Here is a 23,232-nt window from a genome sequence, read left to right on the forward strand (position 1 = left end):
GAGCGCGCCCAGCGCACCGCCGATGCCGCCCGAGTCGCTGTTGGAGAAGACGATCTCCGGCGACAGGCCGTAGTCCGACGCCACCATCTGCCCCTGGCCGAAACTGCTGCCGCCGCGCATCTCCCCCGATTGCATCAGTGCCCGCTCACGGTTCATCGCGCCCATGCCGGTCACGCTGCGCTCCACCACCACGAAGCAGTTGGACTGCTGGATCAGCAGCCGCAGCAGGTTGGACGTGGGCGGCAGGCGGTATTCATTGCGCAGGATGGTGTACCAGCCCGCATCCTGGTTTTCCACCAGCGACACCGTACCCAGCGGCGAGGCGCAATGCTCCAGCTGCGTGTTGGCATTGGCCGAGGATTCACCGGCGGCCGCGCCCGTGGCTACCGTCTTGGATTCCGCGCTGCCCATGCGCATGCCCGTGGTTTCGCAGCCCGCCAGCAGGGCGGCGGACAGGGTCGCGGCCAGCAGGGTGCCAGCGCGCAGGAAAGAGAAGGACGACGGAGTCGAGGACCGATTCATGATGGACAAGGAAAAAGGAAATGGCAAAGGGTCGGACGTTATGCGAGCACCCCGCCTCCGCCAACCCGACCACGGCGGGATATATGCAACAAATTGCATATTTCGCGACCAACATCCAAACCAACCGGGCCGGGTTCGAAGCCGGCCCAGCCAGCGCACCGGCCCCCGATCACCGATCTAGGTACCGGCCCGCTCCAGCATCGCGTGCAGCAGCACGTTGCAGCCGGCGGTGATGTGCTCGGGCTGGGCATCCTCGATCTCGTTGTGGCTGATGCCGTCCTTGCAGGGAATGAAGACCATGCCCGCCGGCGCCAGGCGCGCCATGTACACGGCATCGTGGCCTGCGCCGGACACCGCGGGCATGTGGGAATAGCCCAGTTGCTCCGCCGCGCGGCCCACGGCTTCCACGCACTCGGCATGGAAAGGCTGGGCGGGGTAATTGGAAACCAGATCGATCTGGATGGGCAGCCCCGTTTCCTGCGAGAGCCGGGCAGCCACCGCGCGGATGTCCTGGTCCATGCTGTCGCACTCGGCGTCGGTGGCGTTGCGCAGGTCGATGCTGAACTTCACCTGCCCCGGGATCACGTTGCGGCTGTTGGGGTGCACATGCACCATGCCCACCGTGCCGCGGCCATGCGGCGGATGGCGGTGCGCGCAGGCCACCACCTCCTGCATCAATCGCGTGGCCACCTGAAGGGCATCCTTGCGCAGGGCCATGGGCGTCGGGCCGGCATGCGCCTCCATGCCCGTCACGGTGCAGTCGTACCAGCGAATGCCCAGCACACCCGTCACCACGCCGATGGTCTTGCCGTGGTCTTCCAGCACCGGGCCCTGCTCGATGTGGGTCTCGAAATACGCGCCGATGGGATGGTCGCCGGGCTCCTGGTCACCGATGTAGCCGATGCGTTCCAGCTCGCCCTTCACGGTCTTGCCTTCGGTATCGGTGGCGGCATAGGCATGCTCCAGCGTGAAGGCCCTGGCGAACACGCCCGAGCCCATCATCACGGGCACGAAGCGGCTGCCTTCCTCGTTGGTCCAGAACGCCACCTCGATGGGCGCCTCGGTCTCGATGCCATGATCGTTGAGCGTGCGCACCACCTCGATGCCGGCGAGCACGCCGTAGTTGCCGTCGAACTTGCCGCCCGTGGGCTGGGTGTCGATGTGGCTGCCGGTCATGATGGGCGGCAGGCTGTCGTCGCGGCCCGGGCGGCGCATGAAGACGTTGCCGATCCTGTCGATCGTGACGGACATGCCCGCCTCGCGCGCCCAGCGCGTGACGAGGTCGCGGCCCTGCTTGTCCAGGTCGGTGAGCGTGAGCCGGCACACACCGCCCTTGGGCGTGGCGCCGATCTTCGCCAGCTCCATGAGCGAATCCCAGAGTCGCTCGCCGTTCACGCGCAGCTGGCGGATGTCGGTCTTCTCGGTGGTCGCCGTGTCCATGGGTTGTCCTTGTCCGTTCTCAGGCGCGCGCGACGGCGCTGGGGGCCAGGTCCTGCGCACGCTTGTGCACGGCCTGGAAGTTGGCACCGAAGGCCGGGCGGTGTACGTAGCGGCCTGCGCCCTGCTCGGCGCGCAGATCGCCCTGCGCGAACACCACGCGGCCCTGGCTGACAGTATGGCTGGGGATGCCGCGCACGGTGCGGCCTTCGAAGATGTTGAAGTCGCCCTTGCTGTGCTGTGTCCTGGCCGAGAAGGTCTTGGTGCCCTCCGGGTCCCACAGCACCAGGTCGGCGTCCGCGCCCGGGCCCACGAAGCCCTTGCGCGGATAGACGTTGAACAGCTTCGCGGCATTGGCGGAGGTGATCGCCACGAACTCGCTGGGTGTGAGGCGGCCGGTGTTCACGCCGCCATCCCAGATCGCGGCCATGCGCTCCTCCACGCCGCCCGTGCCGTTGGGGATCTTGGCGAAATTGTCGCGCCCCATGGCCTTCTGCGCGGCGCAGAAAGTGCAGTGGTCGGTGGCCGTGGTGTGCAACTGGCCCGACTGCAGGCCGCGCCACAGCGCCTCCTGGTGGCCGCCCGAGCGCGGCCGGAACGGCGGGCTCATGACGTGGGCCGCGGCAGTGGCGAAGTCCGGATCGCGATACACGCTGTCGTCCACCAGCAGATGGCCCGCCAGCACCTCGCCGAACACGCGCTGGCCGCGCGCGCGGGCCCGGGCGATCGCCTCTGCCGCTTCGGCGCAGCTCACGTGCACCACATAGATCGGCACGCCCAGCACATCGGCGATGGCGATGGCGCGGTTGGCGGCCTCGGCCTCCACCATGGGCGGGCGGGCCAGCGGATGGCCTTCGGGGCCGGTGATGCCCATCCTGGCCACCTCCTGCTGCAGCAGGTAAACCAGCTCGCCGTTCTCGGCATGCACGGTGGGCATGGCACCCAGCTCCAGCGCGCGCTTGAAGCTGTTCACCAGCGTTTCGTCGTCGCACATGATGGCGTTCTTGTAGGCCATGAAGTGCTTGAAGCTGTTCACGCCCTCCTCGCGCACCAGGGTGCCCATGTCCGCATGCACCTGCTCGCTCCACCAGGTCACGGCGACGTGGAAGGAATAGTCGGCGGCGGACTTCTCGGCCCAGCCGCGCCACTTGCGATAGGCATCCATCAGCGGCTCCTTCGGATCGGGGATCACGAAGTCGATGATGGTGGTCGTGCCGCCGGCCAGCCCCGCGGCCGTGCCGGTGTAGAAATCGTCCATGGTCACCGTGCCCATGAAGGGCAGCTGCATGTGCGTGTGCGGGTCGATGCCGCCCGGCAGCACATACTGGCCGCCGGCATCCAGGGTCTGGGTGCCTGCCGGGGCCTGGCCGGCAGCATCGCCGCCCACCGCCGCGATGCGGCCGTCCACGCAGAGCACGTCGGCGCGCTCCTCGCGGTCGGCATTCACCACGGTGCCGCCGCGGATCAGAAGGGGTGCACTGCTCATCGTCTCTCTCCTTGCAAAATGGGTTGTGGCTGCGCTCAGGCGCGGCGCAGCGGCGCCGCGGCCGACGCGGCGGCGGCATGGCCGGACATGCCGATGCGGTACACCACTCCGGCAATGGCCAGGCCGATGAACCACGCATAGTCGTAGATGTGCCGGAACACCGCGCCTACGTTCGGGAAGCCCGTGGGGAAGGCGGCGTGCAGGAAGCCAGGGATGTTGGGCGCCACGCCGAGCGCGAATGCCGCCACCGCCACCCGGTTCCAGCCCCGGGTATAGGCATAGGGGCCGGTGTCGGCGTAGAGCGCCGGCACGTCCAGCCGCGTGCGCCGCACGAGGTAGTAGTCCACCATCAGGATGCCCGCCACCGGCCCGAGCAGCGCGGAATAGCCGATGAGCCAGGTGAAGATGTAGCCCTGGGTGGATTCGAGAATCTTCCACGGCATCATCGCAATGGCGATGCCCACGGTGATGTAGCCGCCCACGCGGTAGCTGATGCGCGCCGGGTTCAGCGCCGAGAAGTCATAGGCCGGACCGACCAGGTTGGCGGCCAGGTTCACGCTCACGGTGTCGATCAGCAGGATGATGAGTGCGATCAGCACCGCCGCGCCGGTCATGCGGCTGGCCATGTCCACCGGGTCCCACAGCGCCTTGCCGTAGATCACCACCGTGGCGGACGTGACGAAGACCGCCAGCGCCGCCAGCAGGCCCATGGGCACCGGCAGGCCGATGGCCTGGCCCATCACCTGGTCGCGCTGCGATTTCGCGAAGCGCGTGAAGTCGGGGATGTTGAGCGCCAGGGTAGCCCAGAAGCCCACCATCGCCGTGAGAGACGGCCAGAACACGGCATGGAACTGCCCGGCCTTCGGCCCGCCCGGCGCGAACTGCGAAGGCTGGTGCAGGATCGGGCCGAAGCCGCCGGCCTTCTCATAGGCCCACCAGAGCAGCACGAAGCAGATCACGATCTTGATGGGCGCCGTCCAGGTCTCCAGCTGGCGGATCGATTCGATGCCGTGCACCACGAAGTAGAACTGGATCGCCCAGAAAACCAGGAAGCACACCAGCTGGCCGAGGTTGATCCCCAGACCCGCGATCTTCTCGCCTTCCAGCGGATGGCCGATGAGCACACCGGCCAGCGTGTAGATCATCATGCCGCCGAACCAGGTCTGGATGCCGTACCAGCCGCAGGCCACCAGGGCCCGCAGCAGCGCGGGCAGCTTGGCGCCGCGCGTGCCGAACGAAGCCCGCGCCAGCACGGCGTAAGGAATGCCGTATTTCGCGCCCGCATGCCCGATGAGCAGCATGGGCACCAGCACGATCAGGTTGCCGAGGAACACCGTGCCCACCGCCTGACTCCACGACATGCCGCCTTCGATCAGGCTCGCTGCCAGGGTGTAGGCGGGAATGCACATCACCATCCCGATCCACAGGGCAGCGAAGTGGTGCCAGCGCCAGGTGCGCTGGTGCGGCTGCGTGGGCGCGAGGTCGTCGTTCCAGAGGTCCTGCACGGCCCCGGAGGCGGCAGAGGATGATGGCGTCATGGCGGCCTCCCCTGCGGTCATGCAGTGACCGCCGCGCCGGCGGGCGCCTGCTCCGCCGTGGCCAGGGGGGCCACGCAGTTCGGATTGTTCGGGTGCGTGGTCCAGTTGGCGTATTCGCCGGTCACCGTGCGCCCCGTGCGCGCGTCCACTTCGCCGGGTGCGAGACTGCGCAGGGTGATGCACTCGGGCACCGGGCAGATCGAGACGCACAGGTTGCAGCCCACGCACTCGGATTCGTCCACCTCGAACCTGCGCACTCCACCCTCCTGGGTGAAGGTGATCGCCTGGTGCGAGGTGTCTTCGCACACCACGTGGCAGCGGCCGCACTGGATGCACGCATCCTGGTTGATCACGGCCTTGTCCACGTGGTTGAGGTCCAGCTCCTTCCAGTCCTTCACCGTGGGCACGGCGCCTCCGCGGAAGTCCTCGATCGTGCGGTAGCCGTGCGCATCCATGAAGTTGGAGAGCCCGTCGCACATGTCCTGCACGATCTTGAAGCCATACACCATCGCGGCCGTGCACACCTGCACGGTGCCGCAGCCGAGGGCGATGAACTCCGCCGCGTCGCGCCAGGTGCTCACGCCGCCGATGCCGCTGATGGGCAGGCCCGCCGTCTGCGCATCGCGCGCGATCTCGGCCACCATGTTGAGCGCGATGGGCTTGACGGCCGGCCCGCAGTAGCCGCCGTGCGAACCCTGCCCGCCGGTGTTCGGGCTCATCGCCATGCGCTCCAGGTCCACGCCCATGATGGAGTTGATGGTGTTGATGAGCGACACCGCATCCGCGCCGCCGGCCCGGGCCGCGCGGGCCGGCTGCCGCACGTCGGTGATGTTGGGCGTGAGCTTCACGATCACCGGCAGGTGCGTGTAGTGCTTGCACCATTGCGTGACCATCTGGATGTACTCGGGCACCTGCCCCACGGCCGCGCCCATGCCGCGCTCGCTCATGCCGTGCGGGCAGCCGAAGTTCAGCTCGATGCCGTCCGCGCCCGTGTCCTCCACCATCGGCAGGATGCGCTTCCAGCTCTCCTCCACGCAGGGCACCATGATCGAGACGATCATCGCGCGGTCCGGCCAGGCGCGCTTCACTCGCCGGATTTCCTCCAGGTTCACGGCCAGGGGCCGGTCGGTGATCAGCTCGATGTTGTTGAGGCCGATCACGCGCCGGTCCTGCGACATGAGGGTGGAATAGCGCGGTCCGTTCACGTTGACGACGTGCGGGTCCTCGCCCAGGGTCTTCCAGACCACGCCACCCCAGCCCGCCTCGAAGGCGCGGGTGACGTTCACTTCCTTGTCCGTCGGGGGCGCGGAGGCCAGCCAGAAGGGGTTCGGGCTGCGGATGCCGAGGAAATTGCTGCGGATGTCTGCCATGTGCTTCTCCGTTGTCTTTCTCTGGGGTCGTGGGGTCGGCGGCGGCTTTCAGCCGGCCAGCAGCGCTTCGTGGATGGACACCGCGGCCACCTTGCCGTGCTCCACGGCCTCCACGGTGAGATCGCGCCCGCCGGCGCGGCAGTCACCGCCCGCCCAGACGCGCGGCACGCTGGTGCGGCCATCGGCATCGGTGGCGATGCGGCCCTGGCTCAGCGCCACCCCGGCGCCCGCATATTCGGAGAGATAGCTTTGCCCGATGGCCTTGAGCACCATGTCCGCTTCGAGGGTGAACACTTCGCCGGTTTCCACCAGGCGCCCGCCCTGCACCGCCGTGGCCGCGAACCGCATGCCGCGCACCGCGCCGCCTTCGCAGAGCAGCTCCTTCGGCGCGGCCCAGTACCGCACGGTGACGCCATGGGTCTGCGCCCACTGCTGCTCCACGAGCGAGGCGGACATGCTCTCCTGACCGCGGCGATAGACCATGGTCACCTCCTCCGCGCCGAGCTTGGCGGCCTGCACGGCCGCATCCACCGCCGTCATGCCGCCGCCCACCACCACCACGCGGCGGCCCACGGGCAGCGTGGACAGGTCCTGCGCCTGCCGCAGGTCGGCAATGAAGTCCACGGCGTTGCGCAGGCCTTCCGCCTGCGGCTCGGCGATGCCCAGCGCGTTCACGCCCGCCAGCCCGAGACCCAGGAACACCGCGTCATAGGCCTGCAGCAGCCCCGCGAGGGTGATGTCGCGCCCCAGCACCTGCCCGCAGCGCGGCTCGATCCCGCCGATCGAGAGCAGCCACTCGATCTCCTTCTGCGCGAAGCCTCCCGTGGTCTTGTAGCTCGCGAGGCCGTATTCGTTGAGCCCACCGAGCTTGGGGCGTGCGTCGAACAGCACCACATCGTGGCCCCGCCGCGCCAGTCCGTGCGCGCAGGCCAGGCCCGCAGGGCCGGCGCCCACCACGGCCGCTCGCCGGCCCGTCGGTGCAGCCCGCGTGAAGAGCGGCGCGCCCGGCTGCGAGAAATGCGCGTCCGTGGCGTAGCGTTGCAATGCACCGATCTCCACCGGTTTGTCCTCGTTCACGTTGCGCACGCAGGCCTGCTCGCACAGCACTTCCGTGGGGCAGACACGGGCGCACATGCCGCCCAGCGGGTTGGCCTCCAGGATCGCCCGCGCAGCGCCGCGCTCGTTGCCCTGCGCGATGCGGTGGATGAAGGACGGCACATCGATGCCCGTCGGGCAGGCCGTGGCGCAGGGTGCCTCGTAGCAGTAGTAGCAGCGCTCGGCCTCGATCAATGCCTGGGCGCGGGTGAGCGGCGGGTGGGCATCGCCGAAATTCCTGGCGTACTGGGCCAGCTCGAGGCGTGCACCATGCACGCCGCAGCCGGTGACGGCGGTCGTCGTTTCCATCGGAGGCTCCTGTGGTGTATGAATCCCTGAGAACCGGGATCAGGAAGGCAGGGAGAAGGCATCCGCGTGCGCGGGCAGCGCGCGGGGTTCCAGGGCACCCGGACGGAATCCGGGCCGCGGTGCCGGTGCGGCGGCGCGCCCGGCGCACCGGGTCGGCAGGAAAGGCGAAGGGGTCATCGTGGTCCTCGCTCGTGGTGGCGGATGCATGGCCCGCCGTTGTGGTTTGCAATTTACCAACCGGTAAAAACTTACCTATTGGTAAAATCCCGGACAGCAAACGCCGTGCCAGAAGCGCCGCCGGGGAACACCATTTCCGGCCCTCCGCTTCGGCCCACAATGGTGCATATGAGCTCCCGCCTGCCGCCGTCCCGCCCAGCCCCCGTGCGTCCACGCACCACCAGCGCTCCGTCCGCCGCGCGCCTGCGCAAGGAGCAGGCCATCCTGGCGGAGGCGGAAAGCCAGTTCGCCCAGTTCGGCTTCGAAGGAGCATCGCTGGAGGGCATCGCGGCCTCGGCCGGCATCAGCCGGCACAACCTGCTCTACTATTTCCCGAACAAGGAAGCCCTCTACCGCCGGGTGCTGGACGACGTGCTCACCCAGTGGCTGGACGGCATGGAGGAGATGTCGCACGGCGAAGACCCCTCCGAAGCCCTGCGCCGCTACATCGGCGCCAAGCTCCGGTCGTCGCTGGAGCGCCCGAATGCCGCCAAGGTGTTCGCCAAGGAGGTCATCGCCGGCGCGCCGCGGTACGGCGACGTCATCGCCGAACGCGTGGGCCCGGTCCTGCGCAACGACGTGCGCACCTTCGAGCGCTGGGCACGCGAAGGCCGCATCGCCCGCGTGAACTTCACGCACCTGATGTTCATCATCTGGTCGGTCACCCAGGCTTACGCCGACCAGCAGGCGCAGTTCGCCCTGCTGCTGGACAAGCCGGCCCTTACCGAGCGGGACTATGCACATGCCGAGGCGCTGATCTGCCACATGGTGCTCGCGGGCCTGGCGCCGGACAGCGCGCCGCCGGCCTGACGCGCCCGCAGGGCGGAGCGCCCCACGGCAGCGCTCCCGGCCCCATCGCTTAGACTTCCGCGTCCCGCGGGCACGCAGTGCGCCCGCCCGCCCTGCGCCGCCCGCCCACCGCCGTCACGCACCCACCGCCATGGCCACCAAACCATCCGTCTCGCTCATCGTCTTCGGTATCGCCGTCGTGGCAGCCGTCCTGGCCATCTACCTGCCCGGCTGGGACCACGCGCTGCTGTTCGACGATCTGGCCCTGACCGACGGCACCATCTTCGGCAGCTATGGAAACCTGCTCGCCTTCAAGCAGCGCCTGCTGTCCTACGGCAGCTTCGTCTGGGTGGACGGCCTGGCCGGCGCCGGATGGTGGAAGCAGCGCCTGGTGAACATCGTCCTGCACCTGGGCACCGTGGCGGCGCTCCATGCCCTCGTGCGAGACCTGCTCACGCACACGCGATTCCCCGAGGAATTCGAGGCACAACCCCATTTCGCCGCATCGCGGATCGCCGCCGTGCGCGTGGGTGTCGCGCTCTTCGCCGTCAACCCCATGGCGGTCTATGCGGTGGCCTACCTCGTGCAGCGCTCCATCGTCATGGCCACGTTCTTCGCGGTGCTGGCATGCTGGTGCTTCGTGCGCGGCCTCTCGGGCCGCGGAGCTGCCTGGTATGCAGGCGCCGTGGTGGCCTATGCGGCTGCGGTGCTGTCGAAGGAGCATGCGGTGATGGTGGCCGCCATGGCGGTGCCGCTGTACGTCCACGTCAGGCGCCCGGCCTGGCGCACCGTCGCAGGCATCGCAGGCATCTCGGCGTTGCTGGTCGCCGTGGCCGCTGCCGTCCTGTTCGGCGTATACGGAGAATTCATCGGCAAGGTGTTCGACCAGCGTTCCATCGACCTCACGCGGCAGCTGGAACTGCTCGGCCCGGGCATCACCCAGCGCATGTACCCGCTCAGCATCCTGAACGAGGCCGCCCTGTTCTTCGCCTACGGTTTCCTGTGGTTCGTGCCGAACGTGATGTGGATGTCCGTGGATTTGCGCCCACCCTTCCCTCTCTCTTTCATCGCGTTCCCGCAGGTACTGGGCCTGCTGGGCTACGCGGCGCTGTGGGTGGCAGCGGCATGGGCCGTACTGCGCCGCCGCGGTGTGCTCAGCCTTGCAGGCGTCGCGCTGCTCTTCCCGCTGCTGCTCTACGTGACCGAATTCGCCACCGTCTGGGTGCAGGACCCCTTCGTTCTCTACCGCAGCTATCTCTGGGCCGTCGGCGTGCCCATCCTGATCGCCATCGCGCTCACCGGCTTCAAGCCGCGCGCCATCTACATGCTGGGCGCCATGGTCGGACTGGTATTCGCCCTGCTGGCTTTCGAGCGCTCGGCCTCGCTGCGCGACGACTACACCGCCTGGAGCGATGCAGCAGAGAAAATCGACCTGCAGGCGCCCGCCAATGCAGTCGGCCGGTGGCGCCCGTTCCTCAACCTTGGCGCTTACCATCTGGACCGTGGATCCGTGGCGGAAGCCCAGAAGGCCTTTGCCACGGCAGAGGCGCTGGGCGCGCTGCGCGGCGCTGCCCGATTCAACATGGGCGTGGCCCTGCAGCAGCAGAAGAAGCACACTGAAGCCATCTCAGCCTTCGACGATGCGGAGAAGCAGGGCTTCAAGGATCTGCAGCTCTACTACCACCGCGGCGAATCGGAATTCGCCCTCGGACGGTATGCAGAGGCCTATGCACAGTTCGACCAGGGTCTGCGCACCGAGCTCCCGGGCCTCAGTTCCGCCGAAATGGACCGCATCCGCCAGCTCATGCATCTTCGCCGTGCGGAGAGCGCGATCGGCGCGAACCGGTTCAACGACGCGATCAAGGACTTCAATGCCCTGCTTACAGCCAGCCCTTCCAACCCCCGCCTGCTGCTGGGCCTGGGCATGGCGCATGTCGGCAGGGGCGATATGCGGGAGGCCGTCGCGCTGTTCGACCAGTTGATCGCACGCGCGCCCAATGCCGCGGCCTATTACGGGCGCGCCATGGCCTACCGCGGCGCCCGCCAATATGCGGCCAGCCTGAAGGACCTCGACCAGGCCATCCGGCTCGACCCGCGCAACCCGCAATACGCGCAGATCAGGGCCGAGGTGGCTGCTGCCGCCGCCAAGCCATAGGCCGCAGACAGGCACGACGACGACTCCCCGTGGCCCTGCGCGTTTTGCATGTAGGAAAGTTCTATCCGCCCTACCGCGGCGGCATGGAGGTGTTCCTTTTCGACCTGATCGCCGCCCAGCACGCCCAGGGTATCGAGGCGCACGCGCTCGTCCATGGCGCGCCCCAGCCCGACGATCCGTACTGGCTGGAACGGGTACCGGTGCAGTTCCAACTGGTGTATGCACCGTTCGCTCTCGGCTTCCGCGCGGCGCTGGCACGGGCGATACGCCGATGGCGACCCGATGTGCTGCACCTGCACATGCCCAACAACTCCGCGCTGTGGGCCCTCACGCTGCCCGGCGCACGTCGCATTCCCTGGGTGGTCCACTGGCACTCCGATGTCGTGGTGTCGGAAATCAAGCTTTCTGTCGCACTGGCTTACGCCCTGTACCGCCCCTTCGAGCATGCGCTGCTGGACGGTGCGGAACGCATCATCGCGACGTCTCCGCCCTATCTGGAGGCCAGCAAGGCCCTGCAGTACTGGAGAAGCAAGTGCGTGACGGTCCCGCTGGGCATCGACCTCGGCAGCCTGCCCACCGCCACGTCCAGCAACGCATGGTCTCCGGGAACGGCCTTGAAATTGCTGTCCATCGGGCGCCTCACCTACTACAAGGGCTTCGAGACCCTCATCCAGGCCGTTGCAGCGCTGCCGGGCGTGGAGTTGCTGATTGTCGGCGACGGCGAGCTGCGGGACAGCCTGCAGGCGCGTATCCAGGCGGCGCAGTCGCGTCCGGGCAGAGGGAACATCCGGCTGCTGGGCGATGTGGACGACGCACGCAAGCACGCGCTGCTCGCCACCTGCGACATTTTCTGCCTCGCATCCAGGGAACGCACGGAAGCATTCGGCATCGTGCTCCTGGAAGCGATGTTCCATGCGAAGCCGTGCATCGTCACCGACCTGCCCGGCTCCGGAATGCCCTGGCTCGTCTCCCACGCCAGGGCGGGCCTGCGCGTTCCCATCGAGGACGTGGACGGATGGAGGAACGCCATCACGCGCCTTCGCCACGATGTCCCGCTGCGCCAGCGTCTGGGCGCCGCGGGCAGGCAGGCCCTGCTCCGATCCTTCACCATCCACAGCGGCGCCCTCGCGATCGAGCGGGAGTACCGGCATGTCACGTCCAAGCGCCGGCCGGCAGCAGGCACCCGGGGCCCGCTCGTGGTCATTCCGGCATGCAACGATGCGGACTCCATCGCGTCACTGGTGCGCGCCGTGCGCGAAGCCGGGCTGGGCATTCCCCTGGTGATCGACAACCGGAGCGCAGATGGCACCTGCCTTTTCGCGCAAGAGGCCGGCGCCAGGGTGCTGCGCCCCCTGATCCCGATGAGCCGCTGGGGCGCCATCCAGACCGGAATGCGCCTCGCCCTGGCCGAGGGCCATCGCGGCATCCTCACGATCGCCGCCAGCCAGCGGCCGGCACCCCGGCTGTGGCAGGAGCTTCTCGAGCAGACCCCGCACGCGGATGCCGCGGTATTGCGTGCTCCAGAAAACGACGCGCCATGGTGGCGACGTGTCCTGCAGGCCTCGCCCGTCCTTGCACACCCCGCGTACTACAGCCGCGCCGCGATGGAGTCCTTCACCTCCACGGAGGCCGCACTGCTGGATGATGCGGAACTCGGACTGCTGTGGCTCACGCGGCACGCGGGAATGCGCATCGTGCGCATCGGCCCCGCAGTGCATGCGCCGGAGCCGGTTGCAACCGCGGAAGCAACGCACCATCCGTGGTGGAGCGGAATCCGCCGTCTCGCTACCACCGCACTCTTCCGGTTCGCCACGGCACGCCCCAGGCCCCTGCTGCGTCGCACGGAGTCCTGAGGCCGGCGACCTCTCACCCTGACACCAGTTCCCGCATGCGCCGCAGGAAGCGGTCCTTGCTGAATTCCCTGGCGCGGCTCTCGCACGCGGGCCGCATGGCTTCCGCCACGTCACCCGACAGCGCCGACACCGCTTCGACGATCTGCTCCACGGAAGGCTCCGCAGACAGAAGCCAACCGGTTTCCCCATGCACGATGGTCTCGAGCAACCCGCCCTCGGCCACACCGATCACGGGCTTGCCTGCCGCCATGCTCTCCACGGGCGACATGCCGAAATCCTCGTCGCGGGGAATGTAGATCGAGGCCCGGGCCCCGCCCATCATTTCCGCGAGCGCATCGTCCCCGAGCCACGAAGTGAACCGTATGTTGGGGGCCTGGGCCGCTTTCGCGCGCAGGGCCTCGAACTGCGAACCGCCGGACACCACGACCAGTTGCTGAGACGGCATGCGCAGAAAGGCATCCACGATCCGGTCCACCCGCTTGAAGTCTTCCAGCCGCGCAAGCGAGAGGAAGTAATCCCCCCGATGCCGCCAGCGGAACCGCTCCACATCGATGGGCGGGTGCACCACCGTGGCGTCCACACCGAGATACTGGCGCAGCCGGCCGCGCACGTTCTCCGAATTCGCGATCACCATGTCCATCTCGGCCACCGACGACTCGTAGCGCCGCTTCAGGTAGGCCGCGAGCACTGCAAGCGCCGGCCTCAGCGGCGGTGCGAATTTCTGCTGGTAATAGGCGCGCAGGTCATACACGAAGCGCGGCGGCGTATGGCAATAGTAGAGATTGCGCTGCCCCCTGCGATGCCGGACCGCCACCGGGGCGAGCACTCCGCTGAAGATCGCCCAGTCGTATTGGTCCAGGAACTGTGCCTGTCGGCCCGAGAATGCACGCAACACCTTGAGCGTGCGCCAGCCGGGCACGGGTGTGGTGGCCTCCAGGTCATGGCAGGCGATGTCCGCCAGTTCGCTGGCGGGAAAGACGTCCTGCTGCCGGTACCCGAAGCACAGTTCGGCCCCTTCCAGGCCCCGCACCAGATCCAGCGTGAGGCGCTCGGCACCGCCCTTCGCATGCAGAAAGTCATAGAGCACCACGCCCTTCACAGCCATGAACGCACCCCTCTGTACAAAAGCACCATCAAGACGGCTTCGGTCGCGATGCTGGCCCACGCCGCACCCAATGCACCGAAACGCGGAAGCAGCCAGAAATTCAACCCCACATTGACGGCCGCTGCGATGCAGACGGTAGCCGCATACCAGCGCTCCCGCCCCAGGGCCACCGCCGCTTGCGTCAGTACATAGTTGGGTGCCAGGAAGAGGAAAGCGACCAGCAGCCAGGACAGCAGCGGCGCTGCGGCAGCATAGGAATCCCCGTATGCCAGCACGAGCAAAGGCTCGGCGAACCAGTGCACCACCGCCGATCCGGCGGCAGCCAGCAGCAGCACGCCGCCGAGGGCGCGGCGCAGCAATGCCCGGGCCGCATCCTGGTCCTGCCACCGCAGGCGCAGCTCCCGGAAGAAGACTGTGGCAGCGGGCGCCAGCAGCAGCACGCCCCCCTCGAAGAGCCGGTAAGCGGCGGCATACCGGCCGATGTCCGCAGGCGCGACGCCCAGCTGCTCCATCAGGACGATGTCGATGCGGAAATAGACGGTGGTCGCCAGATCGATCAGCATGAAGGCTGCCGCCGTCCGATAGACGCGTCCCGGAGGATTCCAGTGCGGAAAGACGGTGAAGCGCACCGCGGCAAGTGCCAGTGCCAGACCGCAGGCCCAGCCCACGAAAACCGCCGTACTGTCCGGCCTCCACAGCATCACGCAGCCGAGGATGAGCATCGCCGTGATGCTGCGCACGCCTGCCTGCCACAAGGCGTCCCTGGCATATTCCCCCACCCCCCGCCACCGCGCGGACAGGATGTTGGCCACCGCAAGCAAAGCCATCGCCACGATGGCCCAGGCCATCGCGACCCGCCGGTCCGCGCCCAGCACTGCGGCCAGGCACACCGCCACCAAGCTCACCAACAGGATGTGCCCGAGGGCATAGCGCGTCAGCCTGTCCGCCTCCAGATCCATGCTGCGGTGGGCAGACTCACGTTGCAGAAGGGTCTTGAAACCACCGTCCTGGAGAATGGCGATCAGGGAGGCCAGGGTCAGCACATAGTTGTACTCCCCGAACCGTTCCGGTCCGAGCAGGCGGCCCAGCGCGAACACCAGGACCATGGAAACCGCCGCCACCCACAGGCTGGCGGCGGTCTGGTTGATCCATCCACGCAGCCACATCTACGGCGATCTCCGCCGCCAGTGGGCGGACGCCTGCAGCGCCACACCAATGCACAGCTGGTAGAAGCAGAGCGTCACCACATGGGCCGCCATCTGGCTCATGCCGAGCATCAGCAGCACCATCGAGGCCGCGAGCGCCAGCAGGGAACCGATGAGAAAGGGGCCTCCGCGCTCACCGTAGATCCACCGCCCAAGGCGGGGCTGGCGCCGGACCAGGGTATCCCGTGCACTGACTGCAGCGAACCACCACGCAGCGATCATCCAGAGCCCGCCCAGCGTGATGAACACGTTCTCGCCCCAGCCTACCGTGCTCATGAAGCCGAACCCATAGCACGCAACCCCGAGCAGCAGCATCAGGCCCAGCCACAGGCCCGCTCCCCGACGCATCCATCCCAGCGACCGGTGCAGCACGGATGCGACAGGCCACAGGCATCCCACCAGAACCGCCAGCGAAGAAAGCGGCGAAGAAGGCGCCGGATACGCGCCCAGGGCCCAGGCCAGCCATGCGAACCACATGCAGGGCCAGAGATAGATGGCGAAGAATCGGCCCCAGGCCGGCAGCCCGCGCCACAGGTGCAGGGCAGACGTCATCCACAGCGCGACGCCCGCACCCAGCAGCCAGGGCGCCCCTTCGTCGCCCCTCCCGGCCCACAAGAACCACGGCAACGCGGCCACCATGCTGGCCAGATGAAACACCCGGCGATGGCGGCCGACACCCACCGCTACGCGCTCACCCAGCCCCCATGCGGTCTCGGCCGCGAGGCGCCCCCGTACGAACCAGGCCCGCAAACGGGCCTGGCCATTGCGCCAGTGCGGAGAAAGCCACCGCCACGCGAGCCAGGCCCCGGCGCCGGCGGCGAATGCCAGCACCAGCTTCTTGAGCTTTCCCATTCCGGGAGGGGGTGCTGGCGGCCTCAGCATGTCGCGCCACTCCACCACAGCCTCGGATTTTGCGTCCTGGTCGCTCACCAGCGTGACATGCCTCAATTCGAAGAGGCCGTCATCCTGCAACAGCACCGGGGTCATCTCCTGTTTTTGTCCCACCTCCAGAACCCCATAGTCGAGCCACACCGCGCGACGCCCCTGCACCAGGGCATCCTGAAGCGAACCGGGCAGCGACTCGGGCATGCGGAGTGATCCTTCCACGAGGAGTCCAGCGCCTCGGGACAGCGAGTCCACCACGGAGGGACGCGCACCCACGCCAGCCTCGGCCATGAAGCTCAACTGCACGGGCCTGTCCATGTAGAGTGCGGCTGTCCAGCGAATCTCCGTCACGCGTTCGTTCTCGCCGAACCGCTCCCGCAGCTCCGCGGACATCCCCTCGCGGACATGACCGTCGCGTGGACAGAGCCGCCGCTCCAGCCGATGCCCATCGCTGCCGAGGATTTCCGCCTGCAGCCAGCAACTGTCCATCTCGGCGCCCCGGACGTCGTATTCCAAACGCAATTCGAGCAGGTCCCTGGCAGGCAGCCCGACGGGCGTGGACCAGCGCAGCGTCGTGGCGCCTGCCGCTTCCGGACGCGCCCGCAGGATGCCCATCAGGCGCACGCCGTCACTGCGCCACGCATCACCCGGATCGGTCGCGTCGGCCCGAGGGACCAAGGGCACCACGCCCCAGCCGAACCGGGGCGCCGTGGCGGCTTGGGTGGCGTCCAGGCGGTAAGGGCGGAACACCGAGATGTCCTTGACCGTCCAGGGCGCAGCCACTTCCACGGCATCGAAACGCAGGGACAGGCTTCGCACCCTCACGCCTTCAGGGATCCTGCGATCCAGCAGCACGGGCTGGCCAGGCATCGCCCTGAAGCGATAGTCGCGGCCGTCGCCCGTTACGGCGCGCACCTCCACCTCCGGCTGGCGGCGGCCCGGGGTATGGATGCCCACGTAAAGGCGCTGCCCGGGCCGCACCCGGAAATCGACCTGCCAGTCCATATCCACCATGGCGCCCGAAGGCAACAACATGCCTTCAGCCACGCCGCGCTCCTGGACCGCGCCGCCGCTGGACGCCACGCGCAGTCCCCAGCCCGGAAACTCCACTTCCCCCCCCTGCCCGCGCGGCAATCTGGCATGCACCCGCGCCTCGGCCAGCGGCAACTGGGCCGCGAAATCCAGCCACTCCACGCCATTGCGGTCCTCAGGCCGGACCAGGAAGGGGCCTCCCAGGGACCGGACGCGGGAGGCGGCTTCGTCCAGGAACGCAGGTGTGCTGGAGCGCCGCAGCTTTACCAGATGGGCCGATACCAGGTCGGTCTTGCAGCCGGTGTCCCCGGAGACCTGCCATTCGGCAGACCGCAACGGCATGCGGGCCACCCAGCGACCGGTGACGTCTTTGAGATCCAGCTTGGTGCGCCAGACGGTGGCCGTCAACGGAGCAGTTGTCATGGGAACCTGCAATACGCGCTCTCCATCCAGGGCCCTGCCCGTCCCTGCCAGGCTGTAGATCGTCAGCCGGCGCAAAGGCTGGTCGGCCACCGTCCGCTCCTTCGCCCCGCGGTAGAACACCAGCAGTTCCGCAAGCGACACGGTCTGCCCGCGCTGCCGATACTCCGCCAGGACGCGGTCCAGGCGGATGCGCAAGCGGGTCTGCTGGCCGTCGTCCTGCACCTCGCTGGTGAAATCCCCGGACGTCAGCAGACGGCTGGGGCGGTGGTGATTGCCCACGCTGATGAACAGATTCACGCCATTGAGCCTGGCTCCGGAGGGAAAATCCATCTCGATGATCTGCGCCCGGTCCAGGGACACCTGCAAGCGCCGCTGAAGCACCGTGGCATCCCCGTCCTGGGCATATCGCCATTTGCCATCGTCGCGGCTGCCCCACTGGCGAGCAAGCAGGTAGAACATGTCCTTGGCGACCCAGGGCATGCGCGCGGGCTGCTCGGAAAAGAGCACGCTGCGGCCTTCCTCCATGCCGATGATGGTGGTGCTGCTCGAACGCCCCTCGCGCAATCCCTCGTCGGTCTGCAGCGTCAGTTGTGCAGAACACTGCCCGAGCGCGGCATGGTCGATCCAGAGCTCGTCATAGGCGGAAAGATCCGTGCCGGCAGAGGCATTCAGCCGGATGCCGTGTTCCGACGCCGCGGCACGGCTGGGTGCCGTTTCAGGCTCCAGCGGCGCGCTCGATTCCAGCTCCATTGCGGGAACCTGCTTCAATCCCAGCTGGGCCTTCACCTGGAATGCCCCAGGCAACAGTGGATCGCCCACAGACAGCGGCTGCAATACCTTGCCCAGATAGCCGGGAACGGGCGCAGGACCGAAAGCGACATCAGTCGCCGCATCGGCAGCATGTACCGCCATCGGAATGCACAGCGCGGCTGCCAGCAAGGCAGACCAGCGGGATTGCGCAAGGCGGGAGCACCACCGCTTCATGGGTTGTTCCTCCGCCGGAGAATGGAGAAGCCGTCATCCTCGTAAACGACGCTGTAGAGCCTTCTGGTCTCCTCCACCGCGTTTCGGTAGCGCGTGGCGGCAGCCTCATCGGAACACCGTGCATGCAGCCAGAGGCAGCCCTGGTCGAGCAGGAACCAGGGGCGGCGCTCGTCCAGCACCACATAGTCGGCATGGCGCGCACGCGGCGGTGCTCCGGCAATGCCCCCCGAAGTCCACGCAGGCACGGCCTTGGCGGAGAACACGCCATCGGGAAACGCGAAATACGCCTCGCGCAGGGGCAGGTGGCCCCAGTTCACCGTGTTCTGGGTCGCAACGCTCACGCTCTCGTCCCTGGGAACCCACCGCTCCAGAGCCACCTGGATACGCCGGGTACGCTCATCCGGCCAATAGGCCCGCCAGCTGTAGCTCCAGACCTTGTCGCTCCAGAAAAGGCGCCCCAGCGGAGACGGTGCGAGCAGGACATGGCCGGCCAGGAGCGCGGCGCCCAGCGCGAGGGCAGCCGCTTGCCGAGGCACCCCGACGCGCCCGCATAGCCGCCAGAACGCAGGCATTCCATGGGCGAACGCGACGATCGCAGGAGCAATGAGCCCAGCGGTGTAGTGGTTGCCATAGCTGTAGTAGTTTTCGGACCGTGCCAGCATCGCGATCAGCAAGGGAGGAAGGACGGGAATGAGCCACGCGGGGCTCAGCAGGGGAACGAAGGCCAGCATGCCGAAACAGACGAACAGATAAAGCAGTTTCCCAGGCGTCGCCAGCGCCTCGGTGACCGGCAGCCACGGGTGCCACAGCAGATTACGCAACATGCCTCCGATGCCGTGGCCCAGCCAGGTGAACGCATCCGCATCCAGCCCTCCGCTCGTTCCGGTGAACCGCGGAATGAGCCACTGGGTGGCCACATAGAACCATGCCACCCCGGCGCAGGCCAGCACCAGACCGGCCGCAGCCCAGCGGCGTGGCAGGGCGTCCGCCCCGCGCAGCCTCCAGGCCTGCCACAGCAGGAACAGGCCACAGGCCGTGGTCTGCAATGCGAAAGGCTCCTTCACGCCGGCCAGCAGCAGTGCGCAGGCCATGGCCCAGGCCATGCTCCGACGCTCGAACGCCACGTAAAAGCCCGCCAGCAACGGTACGGCAAGATGGTCGAAGTGGAAGTCGAACAGGGCGTTGGCCCAGAGCGGGTAGTACAGCAGCAGCGCCACCGCGGGCCAGGCACCGTACTGGCGCCAGACCAGCCAGGCCGGAGCGGTCAGCGCCAGGCCCTGCAGCGCCAGCAGGCCGAGCGGACCGGTCCACCGGTACAGATAGGCATACGCGCCCATGAAGGGCTGGGCATGGCCGAAGAACGCATGCCCCGCACCGCCCTCCTGCCCGACGTAGGCATGGAAGACATTCTCGAACAGCCCCAGGTCGAACCAGTTGCTGGACAGCGCCTGGTACTTGAGCAGCGACATGCCGACCAGCGTCGCCGCCAGGCCCCAAAGGAGTGCCCCGACCCGCCGGTCCGTCACCTCGGCCGACCCCGACACGGCACGCCTCAGCGCACCAGCGTGCGCAGTGCGTCACGCAGCAGCTGGAACTCCGCATCCAGCGCGTAGTGGTGGTTGCCAATGAACAGCCCCTGCTGGTCGATCCAGTCGGCATTGACCAGCCGGCCGTGGATCTCATGGTCGAACCACGACATCACCTCATTCTTGGCGAAGTTGCCCGCGACGATGGGGCGGCAGTCGATGCTGTGCGATTGCAATGCCGCCACCAGTTGCTCGCGCCCGAACGGCGCATCTTCCGCAAGCACCATGCTGAAGCCGAACCAACTGCTGTCCCCGATCTCCTGCTGCGTCCCCAGCATCGGGAACTCCGCCATCAGGGCCTGGAACTTGCGCGCGTTCTCGCGGCGGACCTGCACCATGCCGGGCAGCTTGCGCAGTTGTGCGGAGCCCAGCGCACCGCTCATCTCCAGCGGCCGGACGTTGTAGCCGGGCAGCACGAAACGGAAGGACTCCTGGAAGGGATCATCCGACTTCTCGCCGCAGACATGGTTGAACTTCGGAAGATTGCGCGTCCAGCCATGGGCTCGCAAGCAGATGAGCAGGTGGTGCAACTCCTCGTCGTCCGTCACCACCAGTCCGCCCTCCATCGTGGAGATGTGGTGGCTGAAGAACGAGCTGAACGTGCCCATCAGGCCATGTGTGCCCGCCTGGCGCCCCTGGAACACGGCGCCCATCGACTCGCAGTTGTCCTCGATCAGGTCGATGTCCCGCCCCTCCAGCATCTCGGCGATCCGGTCGAAGGCATTGGGATTGCCGAGCAGGTTCACGGCCATCACCAGACGCGTGGCGGGCGTGATGGCGGCTTCCAGCTGCTCCAGGTCGTAGTTCAGCGTCTTCCTGTCGATATCCACGAACTTGAGCCTGAGCCCGTATTGGTAGAGCGGATAGTAGGTCGTGCTCCACGACACGGCCGGAACGATGACCTCGTCACCCCGGGACAGCCGCCGTCCCTGCTTGCGGTAGAACAGCGCCGCCACCATGATCAGATTGGCCGCGGATCCGGAGCTCACCATCACGGCATGCCGGCTGCCGACGTACTCAGCGAACTCCCGCTCGAAGGCCGCCACGCGGGGGCCCATCGTGAACATGCCGGACGCGATCACATCCTGCAGGGAGGCGTATTCCTCTTCGTCCCAGGTCGTGCTCGCCAGGGGATAGGTTTTTGCTGCTGTCATTGCTTGGTACTCGTCTGCTTGTGCCGCACCCGGGCACAGGACCCGGGGCAACGCTGTTCTAGGAAAGGCCGAGATGGTAGTCGTAGGCCTTGCGCATTCCCTCTTGCAGGGATGTGGACGCATGCCAGCCCCACTGCCCGGCCAGGGAGGTATCGACGAGCTTGCGCTTCATGCCCACGGGCTTGGTCAGATCGTGCCGGAAGCCGCCCGCATAGCCCACCACCTCCGCGCCCACGCGGTAATAGTCGTTGATGGTGAGATCGTCTCCCAGCCCCACGTTCATCACCGGGGGCAGGCTGTCGAAGCGACGGAGCGCCTCCACCATGCAGTCCGCCAGGTCGCCCGCGTACATGAATTCCCGGCGCGCATTGCCGTCGCCCCATATTTCCACTTCCGGTGCCCCCTCGGACTTGGCCTGGTGGATCTTCTGGAGGATGGCAGGCACCAGGTGGGACACCTCGGGCGAGAACTTGTCGTGGCGGCCGTAGAGGTTGCAGGGAATCAGCGTCTTGTAGGCAAGGCCGCCCGGCTCCCGGCTGACGTAGTCGCACAACCGGGCGACCATGATCTTCGCCAGCGCGTAACCCTCGTTGGTGGGCTCGAGCTCGCCGGTCAGCACCATGTCCTCGCGCAGCGGCGTATCCCATCCGCGGGGGAACATGCAGGAGCTCCCGAGATTGAGCAGCCGCGGCACCCCGGCAGCCCGGGCTGCCATCACGATATTGCGCCCCATGTCCAGGTTGCCCAGCAGGAAGCGCACCGGATCGGCCATGTTGGCCTGGATGCCTCCAACGATGCCCGCCGCATGCACGACGGCGTCCGGCCGGTGCTCGGCGACGAAGCGCTCGACACTTACGTAGTCCAGCAGGTCCAGCGCATCACGCCCGGGCGCGATGACTTCGAACTCGTGGATGGCGGGATGCTCCAGGAAATTGCGACCCACCATGCCGGTGGATCCGGTCAGAAGAATACGCATGGCGATATCTGGCCGGCCGCCTCAAGCCCTGCGGCCGCGCAGGAAACCCTGGTCCCGGCACAGCTGGTCGCGCTCGGCCATCTTGAGATCCGCCTGGGCCATCTCGCGCACCAGGTCTCCGAACGAAGTGCGTGGCACCCAGCCCAGCGCATCGCGGGCCTTGGACGGATCGCCCAGCAGCGTCTCCACCTCGGTGGGCCGGAAATACCGCGGATCCACGCTCACGCGCAGCCGGCCGGCCTCGTCGTAGCCCTTTTCATCGATGCCTTCGCCCTGCCAGGACAAAGACATGCCCATTTCCTTCGCAGCGGCATCCACGAAATCGCGCACGCTGTACTGGATGCCGCTGGCGATCACGAAATCCTCCGGACGGTCCTGCTGCAGCATCAGCCACTGGGCTTCCACGTAGTCCCGGGCATGGCCCCAGTCGCGCTTGGCGTCGAGGTTGCCCAGGAAGAGCTGGTCCTGCATCCCGAGCTTGATGCGGGCCAGAGCCCGGGTAATCTTGCGTGTGACGAACGTTTCGCCCCGGATGGGCGACTCGTGGTTGAAAAGGATGCCATTGCAGGCATAGATGCCATACGCTTCCCGGTAATTCACCGTGATCCAGTAAGCGTAGAGCTTCGCTGCGGCGTAGGGAGAGCGCGGATAGAACGGCGTGCTCTCGCGTTGGGGAATTTCCTGCACCAGGCCGTACAGCTCGGAGGTGGATGCCTGGTAGAAGCGGCAGGTCTTCTCCAGCCCCAGGATGCGGATGGCCTCGAGGATCCGCAGCGGGCCGAGTGCATCGGAATTCGCCGTGTATTCGGGCTCCTCGAAAGACACCGCCACGTGGCTCTGCGCCGCGAGGTTGTAGATCTCGTCGGGCTGGATCTTCTGGATGATGCGCACCAGCGACAGCGAATCCGTCATGTCGCCGTAATGCAGGATGAACCTCGGATCGGGTGTGTGCGGGTCCTGGAAGAGGTGGTCGATCCGCTCCGTGTTGATGAGCGAGGTCCTGCGCTTGATCCCGTGGACCGTATATCCCTTGTCGAGCAGCAGCTCCGCCAGGTAGGCCCCGTCCTGGCCGGTGATTCCGGTGATGAGTGCAGTTTTCATTGGCAATCCAT

Annotated in this window: 15 protein-coding genes and 1 pseudogene; 3 read left to right on the forward strand and 13 right to left on the reverse strand. The window is 67.4% G+C overall.

Translation table 11 applies throughout. From position 1 onward, the window contains the following. The 6 genes and pseudogenes from BLR05_RS11465 to BLR05_RS11490 all read right to left on the reverse strand — a co-directional run. A pseudogene (locus BLR05_RS11465) lies at positions 1 to 522 on the reverse strand (peptidoglycan-binding protein); the annotation flags it as partial. A 177-nt stretch (positions 523 to 699) separates the two neighbouring features. Continuing rightward, positions 700 to 1,962: a Zn-dependent hydrolase gene (locus tag BLR05_RS11470; RefSeq protein ID WP_092834617.1), complete on the reverse strand. Its 1,263-nt coding sequence runs from the start codon at positions 1,960 to 1,962 to the stop codon at positions 700 to 702. A 19-nt stretch (positions 1,963 to 1,981) separates the two neighbouring features. Beyond that, on the reverse strand, positions 1,982 to 3,445 hold the full coding sequence (gene hydA, locus BLR05_RS11475) for a dihydropyrimidinase (protein ID WP_092834618.1): 1,464 nt from the start codon (positions 3,443 to 3,445) through the stop codon (positions 1,982 to 1,984). A 35-nt stretch (positions 3,446 to 3,480) separates the two neighbouring features. Next, complete coding sequence (locus BLR05_RS11480; protein ID WP_092834730.1) at positions 3,481 to 4,983, reverse strand: NCS1 family nucleobase:cation symporter-1; 1,503 nt, start codon at positions 4,981 to 4,983, stop codon at positions 3,481 to 3,483. Positions 4,984 to 5,000: 17 nt separating this feature from the next. Next, entirely contained in the window at positions 5,001 to 6,353 is a 1,353-nt protein-coding gene (preA, locus tag BLR05_RS11485) for an NAD-dependent dihydropyrimidine dehydrogenase subunit PreA (protein ID WP_092834619.1), read from the reverse strand. 48 nt (positions 6,354 to 6,401) lie between these two features. Next, positions 6,402 to 7,757: an NAD(P)-dependent oxidoreductase gene (locus BLR05_RS11490; RefSeq protein WP_092834620.1), complete on the reverse strand. Its 1,356-nt coding sequence runs from the start codon at positions 7,755 to 7,757 to the stop codon at positions 6,402 to 6,404. 345 nt (positions 7,758 to 8,102) lie between these two features. Here BLR05_RS11490 and BLR05_RS11495 point away from each other — a divergent pair, with 345 nt between their 5' ends. The 3 genes from BLR05_RS11495 (at position 8,103) to BLR05_RS11505 (ending at position 12,770) form a co-directional block, all read left to right on the forward strand. Continuing rightward, entirely contained in the window at positions 8,103 to 8,783 is a 681-nt protein-coding gene (locus BLR05_RS11495) for a TetR/AcrR family transcriptional regulator (RefSeq protein ID WP_092834621.1), read from the forward strand. Between the two features lie 130 nt (positions 8,784 to 8,913). Further along, a complete protein-coding gene (locus BLR05_RS11500; RefSeq protein WP_092834622.1) occupies positions 8,914 to 10,917 on the forward strand; it encodes a tetratricopeptide repeat protein in 2,004 nt (667 codons plus the stop codon). Positions 10,918 to 10,946: 29 nt separating this feature from the next. Continuing rightward, entirely contained in the window at positions 10,947 to 12,770 is a 1,824-nt protein-coding gene (locus tag BLR05_RS11505; protein ID WP_092834623.1) for a glycosyltransferase, read from the forward strand. A gap of 13 nt (positions 12,771 to 12,783) precedes the next feature. Here BLR05_RS11505 and BLR05_RS11510 read toward each other — a convergent pair whose 3' ends face one another. The 7 genes from BLR05_RS11510 to gmd are packed head-to-tail and all read right to left on the reverse strand — an operon-like array spanning position 12,784 to position 23,221. Then, positions 12,784 to 13,875 (reverse strand): glycosyltransferase, encoded by a 1,092-nt coding sequence (locus tag BLR05_RS11510; RefSeq protein ID WP_092834624.1) that lies wholly within the window; start codon positions 13,873 to 13,875, stop codon positions 12,784 to 12,786. Then, positions 13,866 to 15,041, reverse strand: a complete 1,176-nt coding sequence (locus tag BLR05_RS11515; protein WP_092834625.1) for an oligosaccharide flippase family protein — start codon at positions 15,039 to 15,041, stop codon at positions 13,866 to 13,868. The genes BLR05_RS11510 and BLR05_RS11515 overlap by 10 nt, the downstream gene beginning before the upstream one ends. Beyond that, on the reverse strand, positions 15,042 to 18,404 hold the full coding sequence (locus BLR05_RS11520; protein WP_143015900.1) for a hypothetical protein: 3,363 nt from the start codon (positions 18,402 to 18,404) through the stop codon (positions 15,042 to 15,044). Next, positions 18,401 to 19,948: a DUF2079 domain-containing protein gene (locus BLR05_RS11525; protein WP_143015901.1), complete on the reverse strand. Its 1,548-nt coding sequence runs from the start codon at positions 19,946 to 19,948 to the stop codon at positions 18,401 to 18,403. Before BLR05_RS11525 ends, BLR05_RS11520 begins: the two co-directional genes overlap by 4 nt. Before the next feature lie 8 nt (positions 19,949 to 19,956). After that, a complete protein-coding gene (locus tag BLR05_RS11530; protein ID WP_092834628.1) occupies positions 19,957 to 21,144 on the reverse strand; it encodes a DegT/DnrJ/EryC1/StrS family aminotransferase in 1,188 nt (395 codons plus the stop codon). Positions 21,145 to 21,202: 58 nt separating this feature from the next. Next, positions 21,203 to 22,120, reverse strand: coding sequence for a GDP-L-fucose synthase family protein (locus BLR05_RS11535; RefSeq protein WP_092834629.1), 918 nt, complete (start codon positions 22,118 to 22,120; stop codon positions 21,203 to 21,205). A gap of 21 nt (positions 22,121 to 22,141) precedes the next feature. Further along, positions 22,142 to 23,221 (reverse strand): GDP-mannose 4,6-dehydratase, encoded by a 1,080-nt coding sequence (gene gmd, locus BLR05_RS11540; protein WP_092834630.1) that lies wholly within the window; start codon positions 23,219 to 23,221, stop codon positions 22,142 to 22,144. Between the last annotated feature and the right edge of the window lie 11 nt (positions 23,222 to 23,232).

The organism is Paracidovorax cattleyae (assembly GCF_900104515.1).
In the GTDB taxonomy this organism is placed as follows: domain Bacteria; phylum Pseudomonadota; class Gammaproteobacteria; order Burkholderiales; family Burkholderiaceae_C; genus Paracidovorax; species Paracidovorax cattleyae.